The sequence below is a fragment of the Enterococcus sp. AMC1086 genome (assembly GCF_058216575.1).
Map to the genome: position 1 here is coordinate 880,119 of NZ_CM177100.1, position 19,902 is coordinate 900,020.

20 protein-coding genes are annotated in these 19,902 nt (G+C 35.7%); 16 read left to right on the forward strand and 4 right to left on the reverse strand.

Annotated features, from left to right (window positions below):
- The first annotated feature begins 6 nt into the window (after positions 1-6).
- Entirely contained in the window at positions 7-993 is a 987-nt protein-coding gene (locus AC4BC4_RS04190; RefSeq protein WP_490476873.1) for a LacI family DNA-binding transcriptional regulator, read from the forward strand.
- 22 nt (positions 994-1,015) lie between these two features.
- Here AC4BC4_RS04190 and AC4BC4_RS04195 read toward each other — a convergent pair whose 3' ends face one another.
- A complete protein-coding gene (locus AC4BC4_RS04195) occupies positions 1,016-2,032 on the reverse strand; it encodes an immunoglobulin-like domain-containing protein (RefSeq protein ID WP_490476874.1) in 1,017 nt (338 codons plus the stop codon).
- A gap of 240 nt (positions 2,033-2,272) precedes the next feature.
- On the opposite strand from AC4BC4_RS04195, the gene AC4BC4_RS04200 reads away from it, so the two are divergent.
- Complete coding sequence (locus AC4BC4_RS04200; protein WP_438758511.1) at positions 2,273-3,766, forward strand: AcpB/EbpR/MafR family transcriptional regulator; 1,494 nt, start codon at positions 2,273-2,275, stop codon at positions 3,764-3,766.
- 119 nt (positions 3,767-3,885) lie between these two features.
- Entirely contained in the window at positions 3,886-4,164 is a 279-nt protein-coding gene (locus AC4BC4_RS04205) for a YiaA/YiaB family inner membrane protein (RefSeq protein ID WP_438758512.1), read from the forward strand.
- Between the two features lie 167 nt (positions 4,165-4,331).
- On the opposite strand, the gene AC4BC4_RS04210 is transcribed toward AC4BC4_RS04205, so the two are convergent.
- Positions 4,332-5,990, reverse strand: coding sequence for an IS1182 family transposase (locus tag AC4BC4_RS04210; RefSeq protein WP_490477345.1), 1,659 nt, complete (start codon positions 5,988-5,990; stop codon positions 4,332-4,334).
- Between the two features lie 246 nt (positions 5,991-6,236).
- Between AC4BC4_RS04210 and dnaX the strand changes: the two genes are divergently transcribed.
- The 4 genes from dnaX to recR all read left to right on the forward strand — a co-directional run bounded on the left by dnaX (position 6,237) and on the right by recR (position 10,055).
- Positions 6,237-7,988 carry a DNA polymerase III subunit gamma/tau gene (gene dnaX, locus AC4BC4_RS04215; RefSeq protein ID WP_490476875.1) on the forward strand — a complete coding sequence of 584 codons (1,752 nt, stop codon included), beginning with the start codon at positions 6,237-6,239 and terminating at the stop codon, positions 7,986-7,988.
- Between the two features lie 15 nt (positions 7,989-8,003).
- Positions 8,004-8,318 carry a YbaB/EbfC family nucleoid-associated protein gene (locus AC4BC4_RS04220; RefSeq protein ID WP_490476876.1) on the forward strand — a complete coding sequence of 105 codons (315 nt, stop codon included), beginning with the start codon at positions 8,004-8,006 and terminating at the stop codon, positions 8,316-8,318.
- Between the two features lie 107 nt (positions 8,319-8,425).
- Positions 8,426-9,238 (forward strand): PrsW family glutamic-type intramembrane protease, encoded by an 813-nt coding sequence (locus AC4BC4_RS04225; protein ID WP_490476877.1) that lies wholly within the window; start codon positions 8,426-8,428, stop codon positions 9,236-9,238.
- A gap of 220 nt (positions 9,239-9,458) precedes the next feature.
- Complete coding sequence (recR, locus tag AC4BC4_RS04230; protein ID WP_438758860.1) at positions 9,459-10,055, forward strand: recombination mediator RecR; 597 nt, start codon at positions 9,459-9,461, stop codon at positions 10,053-10,055.
- 320 nt (positions 10,056-10,375) lie between these two features.
- Here recR and AC4BC4_RS04235 read toward each other — a convergent pair whose 3' ends face one another.
- Positions 10,376-11,047 (reverse strand): O-methyltransferase, encoded by a 672-nt coding sequence (locus tag AC4BC4_RS04235; protein ID WP_490477346.1) that lies wholly within the window; start codon positions 11,045-11,047, stop codon positions 10,376-10,378.
- A gap of 193 nt (positions 11,048-11,240) precedes the next feature.
- Between AC4BC4_RS04235 and tmk the strand changes: the two genes are divergently transcribed.
- The 6 genes from tmk (at position 11,241) to rsmI (ending at position 15,408) form a co-directional block, all read left to right on the forward strand.
- Positions 11,241-11,885 carry a dTMP kinase gene (gene tmk, locus AC4BC4_RS04240; RefSeq protein ID WP_490476878.1) on the forward strand — a complete coding sequence of 215 codons (645 nt, stop codon included), beginning with the start codon at positions 11,241-11,243 and terminating at the stop codon, positions 11,883-11,885.
- Positions 11,886-11,899: 14 nt separating this feature from the next.
- Complete coding sequence (darA, locus tag AC4BC4_RS04245) at positions 11,900-12,229, forward strand: cyclic di-AMP receptor DarA (protein WP_069645446.1); 330 nt, start codon at positions 11,900-11,902, stop codon at positions 12,227-12,229.
- A 1-nt stretch (position 12,230) separates the two neighbouring features.
- Positions 12,231-13,181, forward strand: coding sequence for a DNA polymerase III subunit delta' (gene holB / locus AC4BC4_RS04250; protein ID WP_490476879.1), 951 nt, complete (start codon positions 12,231-12,233; stop codon positions 13,179-13,181).
- Positions 13,182-13,195: 14 nt separating this feature from the next.
- Positions 13,196-14,035 carry a PSP1 domain-containing protein gene (locus AC4BC4_RS04255; RefSeq protein ID WP_490476880.1) on the forward strand — a complete coding sequence of 280 codons (840 nt, stop codon included), beginning with the start codon at positions 13,196-13,198 and terminating at the stop codon, positions 14,033-14,035.
- Positions 14,028-14,375: a DNA replication initiation control protein YabA gene (locus tag AC4BC4_RS04260; protein WP_010773302.1), complete on the forward strand. Its 348-nt coding sequence runs from the start codon at positions 14,028-14,030 to the stop codon at positions 14,373-14,375. The genes AC4BC4_RS04255 and AC4BC4_RS04260 overlap by 8 nt, the downstream gene beginning before the upstream one ends.
- A 166-nt stretch (positions 14,376-14,541) precedes the next feature.
- Positions 14,542-15,408, forward strand: coding sequence for a 16S rRNA (cytidine(1402)-2'-O)-methyltransferase (gene rsmI / locus AC4BC4_RS04265; protein ID WP_490477347.1), 867 nt, complete (start codon positions 14,542-14,544; stop codon positions 15,406-15,408).
- 118 nt (positions 15,409-15,526) lie between these two features.
- Here rsmI and AC4BC4_RS04270 read toward each other — a convergent pair whose 3' ends face one another.
- Positions 15,527-16,831, reverse strand: a complete 1,305-nt coding sequence (locus tag AC4BC4_RS04270; protein WP_438755906.1) for an ISL3 family transposase — start codon at positions 16,829-16,831, stop codon at positions 15,527-15,529.
- Positions 16,832-17,179: 348 nt separating this feature from the next.
- On the opposite strand from AC4BC4_RS04270, the gene AC4BC4_RS04275 reads away from it, so the two are divergent.
- The 3 genes from AC4BC4_RS04275 (at position 17,180) to AC4BC4_RS04285 (ending at position 19,884) form a co-directional block, all read left to right on the forward strand.
- Positions 17,180-18,397: an ammonium transporter gene (locus AC4BC4_RS04275; protein WP_490476881.1), complete on the forward strand. Its 1,218-nt coding sequence runs from the start codon at positions 17,180-17,182 to the stop codon at positions 18,395-18,397.
- Between the two features lie 11 nt (positions 18,398-18,408).
- Positions 18,409-18,750 (forward strand): P-II family nitrogen regulator, encoded by a 342-nt coding sequence (locus AC4BC4_RS04280; RefSeq protein WP_490476882.1) that lies wholly within the window; start codon positions 18,409-18,411, stop codon positions 18,748-18,750.
- Positions 18,751-18,906: 156 nt separating this feature from the next.
- Positions 18,907-19,884 (forward strand): HD domain-containing protein, encoded by a 978-nt coding sequence (locus AC4BC4_RS04285; RefSeq protein ID WP_490476883.1) that lies wholly within the window; start codon positions 18,907-18,909, stop codon positions 19,882-19,884.
- Positions 19,885-19,902: the final 18 nt, after the last annotated feature.

A 19,902-nucleotide genomic window follows, 5' to 3' on the forward strand; every position in this document is an offset into this window, starting at 1 on the left:
GAAAAGATGGCAACGATTAAAGATATCGCAAAATTAGCAGGAGTTTCTCCAGCCACAGTTTCTAGAGTGCTGAACTATGATCCTGACCTTTCAGTTGGGATCGAAACAAAACAAAAAATATTTGAAGCAGCAGAAGAATTAAGTTATACAAAACACAAAAAAAATACCAAAACTGCTAAAGCCAAAATCCTATTGATTCAATGGTATGATGAAGCAGAAGAATTAGAAGATATTTATTACTTGTCTATTCGTTTAGGAATTGAGAAAAAAGCTGAAGAGCTTGGACTTGATTTGATTAAACGTTCGTTAGAAGAACTCGATAGTGAACCTGTTGACGGAATTCTTGCTTTAGGAAAATTCACAAAAAAACAAGCTGATCATTTAGGTAAGATGAATGCCAATCTTTTATTTGTGGATTTCGATGCACTGGATTTAGGCTATAATTCTTTGGTTATTGATTTTCATCAAAGCATGTCTTGTGTTTTGGCTTACTTGATTAAGCATGGCCATCAAGAAATTGGCATGATTGCTGGAGAAGAATATACTTCGGGAAATCAAGAACAGCTTGAAGATAAACGGCTGATAATTTTTAAAGAGATGTTGACACAAAAAAAACTACTTAACGAAACTTTTATCTTAAAAGCTCCCTTTAAGGTCGCTAGCGGCTATGACGAGATGAAGAATTTTTTAAACCAACATCCAGAAGATTTTCCAACTGCTTTTTTTGCTTCAAGTGATGCCTTAGCAGTGGGGGCGCTAAAAGCCATTCAAGAAGTAGGACTCAAGGTACCAGAAGATATTTCAGTAATTGGTTTCAATGATATCAGTGTGGCAAAATATGTTAGTCCACCCTTGACGACAATAAAAGTCCATACAGAATGGATGGGAGAATTGGCGATTGAAACGATTCATTCAATGATTCATGAACAAGCACCTGTGGCAAGAAAAGTAACGATTGCGACAGAACTGATAGAAAGAGCATCAACGAAGTAATTTTCGTTGATGCTCTTTTTTACTATTTATAAGCAATTACAAACAAGTTTATATCATCGTTCACACAGCTTTGCAAAGTAATACGTTCTCCGCCACCTGTACCAACTGTAAGATCCCAGTAGTCGGTGCCTGTTCCTACTTCCATTCCATAGTCGTCTAATTGAAGCGTTGTCTGTACAGTATACGTAGTCGGAGTTCCGCTGGCATCTGTTACAACGATTTGACTACCTGCACCTAATGAGAAAACAGTTGAAAAGGCACCAGGATTATGACCGATAAAATGAGTGTTTTGACCATCATCACCCGATTGAACAGCAGCTCCTCCCCAAGTAGAAGCGACACCGCTAGGATTAGAATCGATCACACTTTGTCCACTACCTTGACCGCCATTTTGATAGGGAATCGTTTGGCCATTCATCGTGATAGTCATTGCTCCATATGTCGGTTCCACTGGAGCTTCAGGTACGGATGCACTAGCTTTGGCAGGTTCGGTAAGTGCTACTGTTTGTTCTACAGGAGCTTGTTCTACAACAGGAGTTGTTTCAGGCTCATTTTTTGGCACAATATTATATATTCTATCAGCACTACCAGTGTTTCCACTAGAATCCGTTGCAGTATAACGAATGGTTTGTGTGCCTATAACAGATGTATCTAAGACGCCATCTGCAGATATCTTAGCTGTCACATCACCGTCTTTATTGTCAGTCGAAGTGACGCCATCATATACATTTACTTGAGCATTTTGTTCAATAGTTTCTTCTGGTACATTGATCTTTGGTGCAACAGCATCTTTGGCAGTATTCAACGCAACGATTTTTTCTTTCCGTTGTTTTTTCTCAGTAGCCGTTGCACTTTTTTCCAATTGCTTTTCTGTCGGAACATTCTTTACCATGGTGATTTTTTCTTTTTTAGTCTCATTAGCTAAACTGCCTAATTTACTAAACACATCGGTAAAAATGAATCCACCTAGAAATAAAGTAATAGCAAAAATACTGATGAAACCAATGATAATAGTGTGTTTTATTGTGTTTTTTTTCATGTAGAATCCCTCCCAAATTGTGGTGAGATTTTCCATTTATCGATAAATTTTAAATCCGCGTTTTTATATTCTTATAATAAGACCCGGCTTTAAATAAACCAATTCTGTTGCGCTTCAGTTTGATTTAAAAATGGACCAAAAGATGCTATAATTATTGTTAAATAGGGATTTCTTCAAAAAAATCTTAACTAATGGAAAAATTTGAAGAAAGATAGAGAAAAGTTGAAAAGAGGAGAGAAAATGGAGAGATTGCTATCGCCGTCTATGCATCGAAGAGTGTTATTGCTGAACTTATTGAATGGACCAAATAACTGGATCACTTCGGATTATCTTGCTGAGCATATTGAATGCTCAAAAAAAACGATCATGTTGGATTGTCAGTACATAGAAGATCGCTGGTCAGATTATCTGACAATAGAAACTTCCAGAAAGCACGGAATCAGGCTGATTGCTTCCCCACACAAGTCGATTCATGAAATTTATATTGAAATTATGCAAGAATCAAATGCGTTTACTTTATTAGAATCGATTTTTTTTGAACCTAAGCAATCGGCAGCTTATTGGGAGAAAAAACTATTTTTAAGTAATTCTAGTTTATATCGTTTGTCAAATTTGATTAGTTCAGCGTTAAAAGACCGCAATATTCAAATGAGTCGATCCCCGTATTTTGTACATGGAAAAGATGAACGACAGATTCGCTATTTTTTTACTTGCTATTTTATTGAGGTTTACGGTATTCGGGAATGGCCCTTTCATTTAGACCGAGAAAAAGTCTTCAGTTTATCAAACAAGATCAATGAAAAATTCAACTTAAAATTGAATGATAGCCAAATTGTTAATTTAGCATATTCGATTGCAATAACCATTATTAGAGAACGGCAAGGCTTTTTAATTAAGAATAGAAAAGACCCAATCAATTGTTTTGTAAAAAATACGATCGATGTTAGAAAATATCAATCAGATGTCGAAGCAATTGCTGAACCATTAAATGTAGTGCTTCCTGATAATTGGTATGAAGATTTTTGTTATTCTATTTTTTGGTGGGATTTTGGATGGGATAACGAACAAGAAAAAATAAATGTTATAAATCAAGCGGAAAATTTGGTGAATACAATCAAAGACGCTTTGTCTATTTCTATTTCAGAGCAAAGTAGAGTAAGTATTGTTCGTTTGATCGAGTATCTTTATGCAAAACACAAAATGTTTCCTTATAAAAAATTTATGGTCTATAATCGCTATTTGTATTCCAGCAGAGCAATCAAACAAAATTTTGTTGTATTTACGGCTGTGGTCAATAAAGCCTTAAATGTTCTAGAAGCAAAAATGAAGTTCCCCTGGGAAACAATCTATTTAGATGTAATTCTTCATGAAATGGCAATTCGCTGGCAAGATTTGGGCAAGCTTACAGATGAAATGAGGCACCAATTATCGGTATTAGTATTAAGTGATTTAGGGAAGGAACATGCTCAGCTACTTAGTTCTGTTTTAAAAGAAAATTTCCAAAATAAGATTAATCTTTCTATTCAAGAGAGTCATTTTTATGACCCAATAGTTGAGAGTTTCAAGCAAAATTATGATTTATATGTATCAAATTATGCAGTTGAAACAGTGGATGAAGAGATTAATATGATTGTTGAAGACATTCCGTCATTCAAAAATCTCACTGACTTACGAAAATATATTGATAAAAGACGCCTAGTTCTGCCAAAGGATATTGCCTATTTAAATGTCTGAAATGTTATTTTATTTGATTATTAAAGCCAATTATTACGTTCGAAATTAAAATAAGGATTGTCATTTAATAAGTAGTAATGCTATACTAAAATGGTATTTTTATTTAAAAGGAGAGAATTATGAAAAAGAAAGCGTACAGAAACACACCTGCATTTGTCTTTCTAAGTTGGGGATCATTTGCCTTTTTTGTAGCATTGATGTTGATTGGTCTATACACCTTGAAAGAACCATTGATGGTTAAAGGGTACTATTTGATGGGATCTGTTGGATTGATTTCTACATCTTTTACACTTTCAAAAGTGATCAGAGACAATCAAGAAGATGAAGAACGTTACAATCAAATGTTCCGAGCTCAAGATGGATTAATAAAAAAAGAAGAAACTGACACTCATATTTAATAGTTATTTAAAAAGGATAGGACAGAAGTACCTAACCCTTAGAAAATAAGAAGAAATTCACGAAAATTGTTCTTCAAATTTTTGTGAATTTTGTTTTATTTTCTAAGGAATTGCTTTGCTCTTACCATTTACACGGATTCTATGTGAGAGAGCTTGGGACATAAGTCTTAAGACAAATAAAACAGAAGACCGAAAATCATAAAAATGTTTTTCAGTCTTTTATTTTTTAGATTATTGGGAGAATCCTTCATGTTTTCTAGCTTACTTAGCCTATATTTCCTTAAATTTACTGCGATTAACGCGAATCCAATTTCATTGTGTGCCTGTTGTTTCCCTCGAACAGAGAACCGAGTGAACCCTAAACAAGCCTTCAAATGTCCGAAAGCTGGTTCGACGTCAATTTTTCGTTGACGATAGAGTTTACCTGTTTCTTCTTCTGAAAGCAGCTGTTGAATTCTTGCTTTAAAGTATTCCCAATTCATGTTCTTTTGAATCTCACGATTCTTGTCACTCTTCGCTTTTGTACACTGGCTTCGAAGAGGACAATTCGAGCAGTCTTCACATTCATACCGTTTTAAATAACGTTTAAAGCCATATTTATCTGTACGAATAGAATAGTTTCGAAAATTCATTTTTCGTCCGTTTGGACAAAGAAACGTATCATCTAATTCCTGATACGACCAGTTTGCTGGAAGGAACGGATTTTGTTTAAACTTTTTCTTCTGTTCTTTATGGTACATGGCATAAGTGATGAGTGGTGTTCGCTCGTGATCCTCTAAAACCGCTTGATAGTTTTCTTCTCCTCCATAGCCGGCATCTGCGACAATATAGTTTGGCAGATCAAAGAAACGCTCTTTTAAAGTGGTTAAAAAAGGGCGCAATGTTCGTGTATCTGTTGGATTTGAGAAAAGATCATAGCCTAAAATATACTGACTGTTCGTGGCGATTTGAAGATTATAACCTGCTTTCAACTGACCATTTTTCATATGATCGTCTTTCATGCGCATAAAAGTGGCATCTAGATCAGTTCTAGAGTAACTGTTTCGTTGCCCTAAAATCTGTCTATGTTTTTGATAAGCGAGTTTTCGCTCTTTAAAGTCCTTGAAAAGTGTCCTTAATTTTTTAGGAATTTTTCGTTTAGAACGGATTGATTTGCGCGTAATTCCATCCTCTGCTTGTTCGATTTTTTCTGTAAACTTTTCGACAACATGCGCGAGATTTTCTTCAATCTTACCTAATTCAGTGACAGATAATTCTTTTGAGGACTCTCGCTCAATTTCAGGAATAATTTGATTCTTTAACAATTCATCGTAGAGAAAATTTGATTTTTCAGTAAGCTTTTTATCAAAGTTATCAATGGATTTTCTCCAAACAAAGGTGTATTTATTGGCGTTGGCTTCAATCTTTGTACCATCGATAAAAATGGCTTCTTCATCGATTAATTGTTCCTTGACTAATTGGCTACGGAACTGGACGAAGCACTCCCGAAGGAGTGCATTCACTAAAGGATTCACTCGAAAACGATTGATGGTTCGATAACTAGGTTGATAACTTTGAGTAAGCCACATCATGCGAATACTGTCTTTCGTCAAGGCTTCAATCTTGCGACCAGAAAATACAGATTGTGTGTAGGCACATAAAATCATCTTCATCATCATTTTCGGATGATAAGAAGAAGGCCCCATTTGATGATGAAAAGGAAGAAAGCGTTCCTCCGGAATACTTTCAACTAATTGATCAATGACAAACGCAATATCGTTTTTTTCTAACTGAAAACTAAAATCTAGAGGAAGAACGACTTGATTTGTGGTATAATTTTTAAACATAAGAACACCTCGCTGACTTATTTGTTTAGTCACTTTTATTTTAGCAAAGGTGTTCTTATTTTTGTACAAAAAAACAATCCAGATGCCAATCAATTTGACTGGTATCTGGATTTTTCGTTAGTACTTATGTCCCAAGCTCTCTCATTTTTTTTGAAAGAATTTTTTAATGAACTTCTTTTTTTAATGCCTTATCCATAAAAATCACGTATAATAGAAGATAGTGAAATGTCGAGGGAGGGGTAAATTATGGCTTATCAAGCTTTGTATCGTGTCTGGCGTTCTCAGCGTTTTGATGACGTTGTTGGTCAAAAAGCAATCACACAGACATTAAAAAATGCGATCATACAAAAGAAAACCTCGCATGCCTATTTGTTTACCGGCCCAAGAGGAACAGGGAAGACAAGTGCGGCGAAAATTTTTGCTAAAGCAATCAACTGTAAACATAGCGTTGATGGGGAACCGTGTAATGAATGTGAGACATGTATTGCGATAACGGAAGGTCGTTTGAACGATGTAATCGAAATCGATGCGGCGAGTAATAATGGGGTAGAAGAGATTCGTGACATCCGTGATAAAGCAAAATACGCCCCAACACAAGCAGAATATAAAGTCTATATCATCGATGAAGTACATATGTTGTCTACTGGTGCTTTTAATGCATTGTTAAAAACCTTGGAAGAACCACCGCAAAATGTGATTTTTATTTTAGCAACAACTGAACCACATAAGATTCCATTAACGATCATTTCAAGAACACAGCGTTTTGACTTCAAACGAATTAGTACACAAGATATAGTGGATCATTTGGGGTATATTTTAAAACAAATCGATGTTGGATTTGAAGAACAGGCATTATATGTCATTGCCCGAGCTGCCGAGGGTGGAATGCGAGATGCTTTGAGTATCTTAGATCAGACGATTTCATTTAGCGATGAAAAAGTTACTTTGACAGATGCAATGCAAGTGACGGGTAGTTTAACTTATGAAATGATGGATCAATATATTTTCAACTGTGTAACAGGAGATGTTGAGCAAGCGCTAGAAGTATTAGAAAGTATTCTTAGCTCTGGTAAAGAGGCAAGGCGCTTTTTAGAAGATTTATTGTTATATTGCCGTGACTTACTTATGTTTCAACAAGCGCCTAATTTGTTAGCTGAAAAAGTCGGAAATTTGACAGAGAAGTTCAAAGAATTAGCAGGACAGACTGCTGCAGAAAAAATTTATCAGATGATCCAAATTTTAAGCGATACGCAAAATGATATTCGTTTTACCAATAATGCGAATATTTATCTCGAGGTAGCAACGGTTAAATTAGCTAAATCAGTTAAAAGACCAGTCGAAATTTCAACTGAGTCTCAGCCAATGTCAACTGCAGAGATTTCGACCTTACAACAACAAATCGAACAATTACAAAAAGAATTAACAGAGTTGAAGAAAAATGGTGTCACAGCTAAAGAAGCTGAGCCTGCTAAAGTGACACGAGCGACAAGTAGCAAGAATACTCTGCGAATACCAACAGAGCTTGTGTATAAAGTGCTGAATGAAGCGACAAAAGATCATTTATTGAACGTCAAAAATGTTTGGGATGACCTATTACAAATGATGTCTGTGACCCAAAGGGCGATGCTAAAAGCCAGTGAGCCAGTTGCAGCAGGTCCTAATGGTTTAGTGATCGCGTTTGAGTATGAGATCGTCTGCGGCCGAGCCATGGAAGATGAGGAAATGCAGTTAGCCGTTCATAATAACTTAAGCCGTTTGGTAAACAATTACGCACCTGACATGGTTTGTATCACCAAAGAAAGCTGGCCGAAGCTGCGCCAGTCATTTATCAGCCAAAATAAAGAAACATCAGATGATCAAATCAATGAAAAGCAATCTGATAATAATGAAGAGAATCATTTACTAACAGAAGAACCGAAAGCAGAAGTCAACAATCAAGTAGTAGACGAAGCGATTGCCATGTTTGGTGAGGCGCTTGTTGAAGTAATAAATGATTAAGAGGAGACGATAGTTATGATGCGAGGCATGGGAAATATGCAAGGGATGATGAAACAAGTCCAAAAAATGCAAAAAGATATGGAAAAGGCGCAAGCTGAATTAAACGTAAGAGAATTTGTAGGAGCTTCAAGCAATGATTTAGTGACAGCAACATTTACTGGAGACCGTAAAATGAAAGATATTTCGATCAAAGAAGATGTGATTGATCCAGAAGATGCAGAAATGCTGCAAGATTTAGTGATTATGGCAGTCAATGATGCCTTGACTAAAGTTGAAAAAGAAACAGAAGCAACAATGGGCAAATATGCTAAAGGCATGCCAGGATTTTAGTTTAAAAGTGACTAGAAATAAGATGGACTCGAGGATAGGTTTTGAGTTCATCTTTTTTAGTGGTTGTTTAGTGAGTGAATGATCATCTGCCTATGAGGAGGAAGAAAATGTTAAAGAAAATTTGTTTATTTTTATTTATTTTACTTGCTTCTATGGGTATTAGTTATGAATTAGAAAGTATTGGTCTATCAAATTTGAATAATTCAGCCTACTTAGTATTATTTTTATCATTATTGCTATTATGTCTGTATATTGTACCAGGTACTCTATTATTGAAGAAATTTTCGAGTTATTTCAATATTCCGAGCTATATGATCGTACTTGGGATTTTTGGTGGAGCTTTTATTCCAGGGTGGTTATCTGCTTTTGGTAATGAGATCGGCGCAAGTTTGATCAATAGCCTATTTGGAAAGTCTACGTCTATCATAAATTGGATAGATTCATTGACAGCACCTATTGTTGAGGAATCAACTAAATTTTTATGTGTGTTGTTGATCATCTATTTATTAAAAATCAAGAAATTATCTGAAGTTTTCGGAGTAGGTGTAAGTGTGGGGCTTGGTTTTCAGATTATGGAAGATATTTCATATGTAGTAAATGCTGCAAGTGAATCGATCCAAGATGTCGTTCCTCAAGTGATCATTAGAATATCGGGTTCAATCAGCTCTCATTGGTCCTATACGGGAATCCTTTCATTAGGTATTATCTGTTTAATAACCAAAAATAAAAACATAAGCAAACGAGACGCGTATCTCTGGCTTATTGCTCCGATCGTATTGCATTTCTTATGGAACTCGCCAATAAATGAAGTTGATTTTAATGGCATTTCTATTGTTTCAGCTATTTTGACTACATTAACGATTATGATAGTAATTCAAATTATCAACCAATTAAAATTATTGAAAACTAATAGGCCATAATTTCATGATGTAGAGATAGTCATGGTATGTGGTTGTCAGGTATGAGTGCTGACATAAAGACTATAAAAAAACGGCTTAGACGACTATGAGTGATTCTCTTGATAAAATATAAGAGAATGAAACGAATGTACTTGAATTATATTGATTGTTTTGTTACTCTATTTGTTACCTTAAAAAATCATTCTCTGAATGCCTGATATGAAAGGAATTGTTGGAAAATATGCATTATCCAGAACCCATCGCCAAATTAGTTGAAAGTTACATGAAGTTACCAGGTATTGGTCAAAAAACGGCCGTTCGTTTGGCTTTTTATACACTTGATATGAAAGAAGAAGATGTCAATGCTTTTGCCAAATCCTTGATCAGTGTGAAACGTGATCTGCATTTTTGTAGTATCTGTGGGAATATTACAGAGGAAGATCCTTGTGAAATTTGTCAGGATACAACAAGAGACCGTAGTATTATTTTAGTTGTTGAAGAATCGAAAGATGTGATGGCGATGGAGAAAATGCGTGAATATCATGGACTGTATCATGTCCTTCACGGTGTGTTGTCACCAATGGAAGGAACTGGACCAGAAGACATCAATATTGCCTCGTTGATTCAGCGTCTCCATGATGATGAGGTCAAAGAAGTGATTATTGCAACGAATGCGACAACGGAAGGAGAAGCGACAGCAATGTACCTTTCTCGTTTGATCAAACCAGCAGGAATCAAAGTGACAAGATTAGCTCATGGATTATCTGTCGGCAGTGATATTGAATATGCAGATGAAGTGACTTTATTAAAAGCGGTAGAAGGACGACGTGAACTTTAAAATAAAAAAGATTACGGGAAAAAGTCTGGATTTCACTTAATAATGCAAGATTTGCAGAAGTAAATTTAGTGAAAGAGCTTGTAAGAGAGTAAATTTCAAATAAACAGTACATTAAGGTTTTGAAGTGAATCGAACACGTCAAATCACAATAACAACTCAAAGAATATTAAAACAATAAAGAAAAAATGGGGCGATAATATAACTTGTAGAGTTATATTATCGCCTCATTTTTTCTTACTATTTTTGAAAGGTTCTTCACTGTCTCATTCCTAAATACCGATAAATAAGTTTATCTTTTATACGCGTATATCTTTTATTTATTATTCTACAATACTGATTGTGAAACCATCGTACCCTTTCACACCAACTGTTTCAATTGCCGTTGAAGTCAAGGTCTTAGAAGTGGCAAGATCATCTACAAAAGATCGGACCCCTAAAACTCTTCCATCAGAACTACTCGAATCAAGAATAGCTCCATCACGAACGACATTGTCACCAATAATAATTGTTCCTGGCGTCGAAAGTTGTAGTGCATACTGTAAATAAACTGGATTATTTTCTTTATCTGCATCAATAAAGATCAAATCGAAAGGTGCCGTTTGAGTCTGTACCATTTTTTTTAAACTATCAGAAGCCGCTCCGACTATAATCGTTGTTCTATTTGAAACACCAGCAAAATCTAAATTCTCTTGAGCAACTTCTGCATGCTTTTTATCATATTCAAGCGAGATGACCTGTCCATCATTACCCAAAGCATTAGCAAACCAAAGTGTACTATAGCCACCAAGTGTGCCAATTTCTAAAATACGTTTAGCACCTTTGATTTTTGCAAGAAGATAAAGAAATTTTCCTTGAGAAGGTGAAACATCATGCGGTGGTAATTGATGTTTTTGATTGTTCGCAAGGATTTGATCAAAGACGGGATCATTTTCTACTAATTTTTCAATAAAATAATCATCAACTGCTGCAAATAATTGTTCCAAATAAATCACTCCCGGTTTTTTATTGATATCTCTAAAGTAACTATACTTCTTTTCTATCAAAAGGCAAAGCCTATCAGGTTTTTCATCCCAGTTTTATTTATTCAACAGGAAAATTTTAATAATAAGGAATTCAATTAGACTGATAGCAATAGATAAAGTATAATAGATAAAAGGAATCAAAGTAAGTAAGGGGATTAGTAAAGTGCAAGGTATTTTTATAACGATCGAAGGTCCAGACGGTGCTGGAAAGACAAGTGTATTGAATGAGTTATATCCAAGGCTAGATCTGGCAGCAGAAAGAAGCATCATTAAGACAAGAGAACCTGGCGGTATTCCTATTGCTGAGAAGATTCGTCAAATCATTTTAGATCCAAGAAATCAGGAGATGGATGAGCGTACAGAAGCATTGCTTTATGCAGCCGCAAGACGTCAGCACTTGATGGAAAAAGTATTACCAGCATTAGAAGAAGGCAAAATTGTTTTATGTGATCGTTTTGTGGATAGTTCATTAGCTTATCAAGGTGCAGGGCGACGAATTGGCGTTGAAGCAATTGCTGCAATCAATGAGTTTGCGATTGAAGGGACCGTACCTGATTTTACAATTTATTTAGATGTAGATTCAGATACAGGATTGAACCGTATCAAAAATCATCGCCATCAACAAATTGATCGATTAGATTCAGAAGGGCTTGAATTTCATCAACGTGTTCGCCATGAATATTTGAAACTAGTGGAGGCAAATCCAGAAAGAATTATCAAGATCGACGCAAGAATGAGCTTGGAGAATGTTGTAGAGGCAACTTTTCAAGCAATCGTAAACCGTTATCCAGAATATTTTAGAAATTAGGAAGGTGACCGAATATGAAAATTATTTTAGCAATTGTCCAAGATAAAGATAGCAACCGTTTAGCCAATGAACTGATTGATGCCAATATTCGTGCGACAAAACTTTCATCAACAGGCGGCTTTTTAAAAGCTGGAAACAGCACATTTATCGTAGGGATCGATGACGATCGTGTAGATGAAGCATTGGAATTGATCAAAAAAACATGCCAATCTCGTAAACAATATGTGTCAACTCCTGTAACACTAGATATTACGATGGATGGACAAGTTCCTTACCCTGTCGAGGTAGAAGTAGGCGGTGCAACTGTCTTTGTTCTTCCTGTAGAAGGTTTCCATCAATACTAAAATGAATGAAGCACAGATTTTAAAAGAACAACAACCGCTTCTTTACCAGCAACTTCAAAAAAGTTTCGAGCATGGTCGTCTTGCCCATGCTTATCTTTTTGAAGGCGATACAGGAACTGGTAAAAAAGAATTTGGCTTATGGATGGCAAAGCACATTTTCTGTACGAATCTGACTGAGAATAATCCTTGCAATCAGTGCAATAATTGTCTGCGAATCAATGGAAATGAACATCCTGATGTGTTACGTATCGCACCAGATGGTCAAACGATCAAAGTAGATCAAATCAGAGAGTTGAAAGCAGAATTTAGTAAAAGTGGGGTTGAGACTGCTCAAAAAGTCTTCTTGATCGAACAAGCAGATAAAATGAGTATTGGTGCAGCAAACAGCCTATTAAAATTTCTGGAAGAGCCGGAAGGTAAGGTTTTAGCGATATTAGAGACGACGTCATTAGCAAAAATTTTACCGACGATCCAATCACGGTGTCAAGTTCTTCATTTTCAACCTTTAGTGAAGGAAAAACTAGTTCAGGCTTTGGTAGAATCTGGAATCAGTAAAAATACAGCCAGCCTTTTGACAGAGTTGACAAATAGTTTTGACAAAGCAGTTGAAATCTCGCAGGATGAATGGTTTAATGAAGCTAGGGAAATTATTCAACAATGGTTTGATTATATGATAAAAGATGATTTACAGGCTTTTGTCTATGTTCAAAAAAAGATGATCAAAGTATTTAAAGAAAAAGATCAACAAGCGTTGAGTTTCGATTTATTACTTGCTTATTACCGAAAACAACTCACCGAGAGAGTGACTCAAGAACAGTTAAAACGTGTGATAGTACAACAAGCACAACGAGTTGAACTGATTTTAAGAGCACGGCAAAAGTGGGAAGCAAATGTAAGCTATCAAAGTGTTTGTGAGCAATTAGTAATACGAATGATTCACCCTAAAACTTAATTAGGAGGATGAAAATGGTAGAAGTAGTAGGAGTTCGCTTCCGTGAAGCAGGTCATATCTATTATTTTGCTCCTGGAAAATCAGAATATTTTTACAACGATAAAGTACTTGTGGAATCACAGCAATCCAAACAGCTTGCCACAGTGGCAGTACCGAAAAAAACGATTGATCCGGAAGATTTACCTGAGGATTTAAAACCTATTTTAAATAAAGCATCAGAAACTGATTTAGAAAAAGAACAAAAGAACATAGATGATGCAAAAGCTGCATTGAGTGTGGCCAAAGAAAAAATTAGAGCACACGAATTAGAAATGAAATTGATTCGTGTTGAATACACGTTTGACCGCAGCAAGATGGTTTTTTATTTTACAGCAGACGGTAGAATCGACTTCCGTGAGTTGGTCAAAGATTTAGCGGCTATCTTCCGTACAAGGATCGAATTACGTCAAATCGGTGTCAGAGATGAAGCAAAAATTTTGGGTGGAATTGGTCCATGTGGTAGACAATTATGCTGTTCTACTTTTTTGGGTGATTTTATGCCAGTATCGATCAAAATGGCAAAAGATCAAGGCTTATCATTAAATCCAGTAAAAATTTCAGGTTTATGTGGACGCTTGATGTGTTGTTTGAAATACGAAAATGATGAATACGAAGCAGCGAAAAAAGAATTACCCGATTATGGTAAAGATGTATTGACACCAGAAGGTAAAGGTCGAGTAGTCGGTTTGAATTTATTGAGCCGTATTATCAAAGTCCGTTTAGTTGGACGAGAAATCGCTGTGGAATATGATTACGAAGAAATCAAAGAAGCAACACAAAAAGCTCAAGCCGAAAAAGGTGATCAGAATGGATAAACGTTCTTTATACGATGGTCTTAGTTCGTTAGAGACAGATCTACAAGGAACTTTGGGACAATTATCAGAAATTAAAGAAGCACTTCATGAGTTAGTCGAAAAAAATACCACACTTGAAATCGAAAACCAACGCTTAAGGGAACATTTACAGGAATTGACCAAATTAGCCAGTGACCCAAATGATCCAGCGAAGCAAGAGTTATCTAAATCTCGTATGAATTTAGAAAAACTTTATGAAGAAGGATTTCATGTCTGTAATATTTTATATGGTTCACGCCGTGAGAATGATGAGGAATGTGCTTTTTGTTTAGATGTTATTTATGGAGAACGATATAAATAACTGGTAATCAAATCAAATATAGAGGGTGTGGGACAAAAGTAAATCCACTTTTGCTTCACACCCTCTATGCGAATAAATGGTGGAACAGAAACAATCCTTTTGGGTACAAGCTTCTGTTTCAGCCTCTTTTTATAATAGCGTAAATAAAAAGTTAAAAGGAGCGCCTATGCAAAAACAAAAAAGTTTTGATTCATCAAGTATTGGGCAACTATATTTGGTGCCGACACCAATCGGAAACTTAGAAGATATAAGCTTTCGCTGTATCAACATTTTAAAAGAAGCAACGATCATTGCAAGTGAAGACACTAGAAATACGCAAAAATTACTGAATCACTTTGAGATAGCAACTCCTCAAATCAGTTTTCATGAACATAATTACAAAGAACGGATTCCACAGTTTATTGAACGCTTAGAAGCTGGCGAACTGATTGCTCAAGTCAGTGATGCTGGGATGCCCTCAATTAGTGATCCAGGTCATGAATTGGTTGAAGCATGTATTGAAGCTGGAATCAAAGTGGTTGCTTTGCCAGGACCGACAGCTGGAATTACGGCATTGATTGCTTCAGGATTATCGCCGCAGCCATTTACGTTTTATGGCTTTTTACCTAGAAAGAAAAAAGAACAAATAGATGTTTTAGAAAAGGTAAAAACAGCATCGCCAACGCAAATTTTTTACGAATCACCACATCGAATTGCGACAACGATTAAGCATTTCTCAGAAGTATTTGGTGAAGAACGTAAAGCCGTGATTTGTCGTGAATTGACGAAACTCCACGAAGAATATCTTCGTGGTACTTTGGCTGAATTGAGTGATTATTTAGCAGAGCATACGTTAAAAGGAGAGTGTTGTCTTTTGGTTGAAGGGGCTGATGGATCAGAAGTAGTAGAAAATCCAGATCTAGAGCTTTCAATTAGGGCGCATATCGACGTATTGATGAATACAGGCAGTTCCTCTAAAGAAGCAATTAAAGAAGTTGCAAAGCTTCGTGGGTTAAAAAAACAAGAAGTTTATAAGGAATTTCATGTAGATTAAATACTAAAAGATAAGCTGATTTCAAAAGTCAGCTTATTTTGGCTCTTTGTCAACTAATGTTGGTGAAGAAAATCCAAAGAATTAAATCAATTATTGTAAGGCCTAGAGGAAAATACCTCTAGGTTTTTCTATTTGGCTGAAAAAGAACGTTACCAAAGCATAAAGCAATTCTCAATTTAAAGTTATAAAAGTTACGAAACCCATACGCATTTCTCTTTAACACTTTGATATGGTTGTTCAAGCATTCCAATGGGCCATTGGAATAGGATAATTCTAGAGCATGCTTAATTTCATTTTGAACTTTCTTAAAGGTAGAAAAAACTGTTTGGTAATAGACGGGAAGTCCAGAACAATCTTGTTCTAATAGCGAGTGGAATCTTGTGTAGTCTCGTGTTTGTACCGCATAAAGAACGTTCTGATAACAGGTGTAACCAGATTTTAACTCCTCATCATATGCAAGGAGTCGATCAACGAGTTCTGTTTCTGTTAAATAGGTGCGGAAAGAAGGACGCCATTGGCGTTTTTCAAAATCGAGCTTCGATTGGTTCTTTTGAAGAAGTTTCCAGTACTTCTTCAAGTGTCGATATTTTTTTGCCTCTACAGTTCCTTTCTGGAGAAACAGATTCATTCGTTGAATGCGGTGTTTTAAAAAGGTTCGTCCAATGTGTTGGACAATGTGAAAGCGATCGAGAATAATCTGAGCCATAGGAAACAATTTTTTGACGAGAGAAAAATAAGGAGCGTACATATCACAAACGATATATTTTACACGTTCACGAACAGACAAAGAGAATCGTGAAAAATAACGTTGTAAAAAGGACAATTGACGGTTTTCAATGACATCAATTAACTGCTTTGTTTGACCATCCATCATGATAAAACTCATAGAAGCAGCGACCTGTTTAACCGATTTAAATTCATCAAAACAAAGGACTTCAGGCAAGGTCAGGCGATTGATTTTTTTCGGTTCATAAAATTGTTTCAAGACGCGATAGACAGAAGAAACAGAGACCTTCTTTTGACGCGCAATCTCACTCATAGACGTGACCTTTCTTAATCGATCGGCAATGGATAGCTTCACTTTCTTAGAAATCGAACACCCTTTTTGGATCAGACTTGTTTCAGCGACGAACGTTCTTTCACAGGAATAACAGAAGAAACGGCGTTTCTTCAAGCGTAAATACGTTTGATACTCAGACACATCGTTCATTAAAATAAGACAAGTCGTATAGCCCCAACGAATAATCTTTCCTTTTTCTTTCTCTCCACAATGAAGACAGGAGTGGGCTAAATAGTCTAATGTACCAGAAAATACCTGACAAATTCGTCCCTTAATGCGTTCTTTTTCTAAAGAATTTTCAGTAAAAGTAATGTTTAAGTCTAGAATATCTAAGGTATTTTTGATAAGATTGGTGTAAGACATCTTGATTTCCTCCTTTTAATTGGTTTTAGTCGACTTAATTCTAAAGGATATCGGGATGTCTTTTCTATTATTTTGCATTAAAAAAAGATGCCGGTGATTTCTCACCAACATCAGAAAGTATAGAGCCCTTATTTTTGTATAATCGGTGTAGTTGATTAAACCTTGATAATAGAATGAGAGCGTTCTATTGGTATAGATGTTATTTTTTATAACGTGAATTGTCAGAAAAATGAAATTATTTTAGTTGATTAAGCGATTTTTGCTAGGATAATTTAAAAAACGATGCTAAAATAACCGACAAAGCTAAAAAGAAGGTTGGCTTTATTTTTTGAATTGGAGGGGTTTGGTATGGAAACAGGAGATATTGCCTTTATTATGATTTGTTCGGCAATGGTATTTTTGATGACACCTGCTTTAGCATTTTTTTACGGTGGTTTGGAAAGAAGGAAAAATATTCTCAATACAATGATGATGGTGATTTGTGTGATGGGTTTGGCGTCCGTTCTTTGGATCATTTTAGGATATTCCATGTCATTCAGTGGAGAAAATCTATTTGTAGGAAACATTGACAAGCTATTTTTCAATCATGTGTCAATGACAAAAGGTGAGACAATTCCAGAAGGACTATTTGCAGGATTTCAAATGATGTTTGCATTGATCACGACAGCGATCATTACGGGGGCTGTAGTTGGGCGGATGCGCTTTTCAGCTATCTTCTTATTTATAGCTATTTGGTCGATCGTCGTTTATTATCCAATGGCTCACATGGTTTGGGGCGGAGGATTTTTAGAAAAAATAGGATCGATCGATTTTGCAGGCGGAAATGTGGTTCATATTAGTTCTGGAATTGCAGGCCTTGTATTGGCAATTGTGTTAGGTCAACGTCGTGAATATCGGCAAATAGAATATCGTCCACATAACATTCCTTTTGTAGTGTTAGGTGCTGGCTTGCTATGGTTTGGCTGGTTTGGATTTAATGCAGGATCGGCATTGGCAGCTGACGGATTGGCGATTCATGCTATGCTTACAACGAATACAGCTGCTGCAAGTGGAATGCTTTCGTGGATGTTGATTGAAAAATTGGCAATTGGCAAACCTACTGTTGTTGGTGCTTGTACGGGAGCCGTTGTTGGTTTAGTTGCGATTACGCCAGGTGCAGGTTTTGTTTCTCTTTGGAGTTCATTTGTCCTGGGTGCTTTAGTTAGCCCGTTTTGTTATTATTTTATTTCATTTGTTAAACATAAATTTGGCTATGATGATGCACTGGATGCTTTTGGTTGTCATGGTGTGGGTGGCATTTTTGGAGGAATCATGACAGGGATATTTGCTGATCCAGCTGTAGGAGGAAAAAGCGGACTGATCTATGGTGGAACGGAATTGTTTATAGCGCAGGTTGCGAGTATTGCTTTTACGATTGTATTTGCTGGTATTGCTAGTTTTCTTATTATTAAAGGAATTCAATTGTTTATGCCGATTCGAGTTTCAGCTAAAGAAGAAGCATTAGGATTAGACAGAATCGAACATGATGAGACGGCGTATCCGACATTTATGGGACTAGATTCTTAGGAGGAAAATAAATGAAAAAAGTAGAAGCAATCATTCAGCAAGAAAAATTAGAAGAATTGAAAGTGAAAATAGATGACAGTTTTGAAGCTTTAGGCATGACTGTCAGCCAAGTATTAGGTTTTGGTAATCAGAAAGGGTTAAAAGAATATGTGCGTGGTCAAGAAATCATCACGACATTACTACCTAAAGTCAAAGTCAGTTTTGTTGTTTTAGATGAACAAGTCGAAGAGGTTATTTCATTGATTTTGACTATTTGTCAAACAGGAGAGGTGGGGGATGGAAAGATTTTTGTTTATAATGTAGAAGAGGCGATTCGAATTAGAACAGGTGAAAGAGGCGTAAAAGCGATTTAAAGAGATAAAAAGAAGTGGTTTAGCTGAATTTTAATGCTGAATTACTTCTTTATTTTTTATAAATGTAGTATATTCAAAAAAATGAATGTAGTTGTAAATGAACAAACGTTCGTATATAATGGTTGTAAAGGACAGCAAAATTTGGAGGAAAAATAGATGATTGTTGAAGATGCTCTTTATGGTTCGTTTGAAGTTGAGGTTGTTCTAACTACTTTGATTTTATCGGAAGAAATCCAGCGTTTAAAAGATGTTCACATGGCTGGTCCTGCATTTTTGATCCATTCACTTTGGAATGAGACAAGATATGAACATTCTATCGGGGTTATGTTGCTGATCAGAAAACTTGGCGGAACAATAGAAGATCAAATTGCAGGGTTATTGCATGATGTATCCCATACAGCCTTTTCACATGTAGTCGATCTGGCGTTATTTAATGAAGCAGATGATTACCATGAACAGATCAAATCACAATTGATCGAACAATCAGAAATTCCTACTCTCATGAAGCAGTATGGCTTTGATTATCAGACAATCCTTTTTTATGAGGAACAATGGCAATTATTAGAACAAAAAGCACCTTTATTATGTTGTGATAGGATCGATTATACATTGAGAGAAGTACATCGTTATTTTTCAGTTCCAATAGAAGAAATTCAGCAATTTTTAAAATCAATCCGCATTATAGAAAATAAAATTGTTTTAGATTCAATTGAATGGGCAATTTGGTTTATAGATCAGTATAGAAAAGTAGTCATCGATTTTTTTTATGATACTCGAAATATTTGTAGTTATGAGTGGCTGGCAAAAGCGATTCGTCTTAGTTTAGAGAATCATGAAATTACTTTAGATGATTTAATGACGACCGATTCGGTCTTTCTAAAAAAATTACAATCAAGTCAAAGAATTGAAATCATTCAATTGCTAGATAAATTAGATAATCCGCCGAAATGCAGTGTTTGTTCTAGTGAAGATAATTATGATATTTGGCAAAAGAAAAAAATCAGATTTGTTGATCCTTTAGTAAAAGTCGCTGATAAAGTTGTGTCAGTATCAAGTGTGTCAACACCTGCTCAAATAAAAGTTAAAAAAATTCTTGAAGATAGCGAAAAAGGAATTTTTCTTAAATTTGATTAAAGATCAACTATTATACTG

Excerpts from the sequence above, each read along its gene's own strand:
- recR (WP_438758860.1), top strand. The coding sequence starts at position 9,459 with ATGCATTATCCAGAACCCATCGCCAAATTAGTTGAAAGTTACATGAAG.
- AC4BC4_RS04200 (WP_438758511.1), top strand. The coding sequence starts at position 2,273 with ATGGAGAGATTGCTATCGCCGTCTATGCATCGAAGAGTGTTATTGCTG.
- AC4BC4_RS04205 (WP_438758512.1), top strand. The coding sequence starts at position 3,886 with ATGAAAAAGAAAGCGTACAGAAACACACCTGCATTTGTCTTTCTAAGT.
- holB (WP_490476879.1), top strand. The coding sequence starts at position 12,231 with ATGAATGAAGCACAGATTTTAAAAGAACAACAACCGCTTCTTTACCAG.
- AC4BC4_RS04220 (WP_490476876.1), top strand. The coding sequence starts at position 8,004 with ATGATGCGAGGCATGGGAAATATGCAAGGGATGATGAAACAAGTCCAA.
- AC4BC4_RS04225 (WP_490476877.1), top strand. The coding sequence starts at position 8,426 with ATGTTAAAGAAAATTTGTTTATTTTTATTTATTTTACTTGCTTCTATG.
- rsmI (WP_490477347.1), top strand. The coding sequence starts at position 14,542 with ATGCAAAAACAAAAAAGTTTTGATTCATCAAGTATTGGGCAACTATAT.
- AC4BC4_RS04190 (WP_490476873.1), top strand. The coding sequence starts at position 7 with ATGGCAACGATTAAAGATATCGCAAAATTAGCAGGAGTTTCTCCAGCC.
- AC4BC4_RS04285 (WP_490476883.1), top strand. The coding sequence starts at position 18,907 with ATGATTGTTGAAGATGCTCTTTATGGTTCGTTTGAAGTTGAGGTTGTT.
- AC4BC4_RS04195 (WP_490476874.1), bottom strand. The coding sequence starts at position 2,032 with ATGAAAAAAAACACAATAAAACACACTATTATCATTGGTTTCATCAGT.
- AC4BC4_RS04270 (WP_438755906.1), bottom strand. The coding sequence starts at position 16,831 with ATGTCTTACACCAATCTTATCAAAAATACCTTAGATATTCTAGACTTA.
- AC4BC4_RS04275 (WP_490476881.1), top strand. The coding sequence starts at position 17,180 with ATGGAAACAGGAGATATTGCCTTTATTATGATTTGTTCGGCAATGGTA.
- AC4BC4_RS04210 (WP_490477345.1), bottom strand. The coding sequence starts at position 5,990 with ATGTTTAAAAATTATACCACAAATCAAGTCGTTCTTCCTCTAGATTTT.
- AC4BC4_RS04280 (WP_490476882.1), top strand. The coding sequence starts at position 18,409 with ATGAAAAAAGTAGAAGCAATCATTCAGCAAGAAAAATTAGAAGAATTG.
- AC4BC4_RS04260 (WP_010773302.1), top strand. The coding sequence starts at position 14,028 with ATGGATAAACGTTCTTTATACGATGGTCTTAGTTCGTTAGAGACAGAT.
- dnaX (WP_490476875.1), top strand. The coding sequence starts at position 6,237 with ATGGCTTATCAAGCTTTGTATCGTGTCTGGCGTTCTCAGCGTTTTGAT.
- darA (WP_069645446.1), top strand. The coding sequence starts at position 11,900 with ATGAAAATTATTTTAGCAATTGTCCAAGATAAAGATAGCAACCGTTTA.
- AC4BC4_RS04255 (WP_490476880.1), top strand. The coding sequence starts at position 13,196 with ATGGTAGAAGTAGTAGGAGTTCGCTTCCGTGAAGCAGGTCATATCTAT.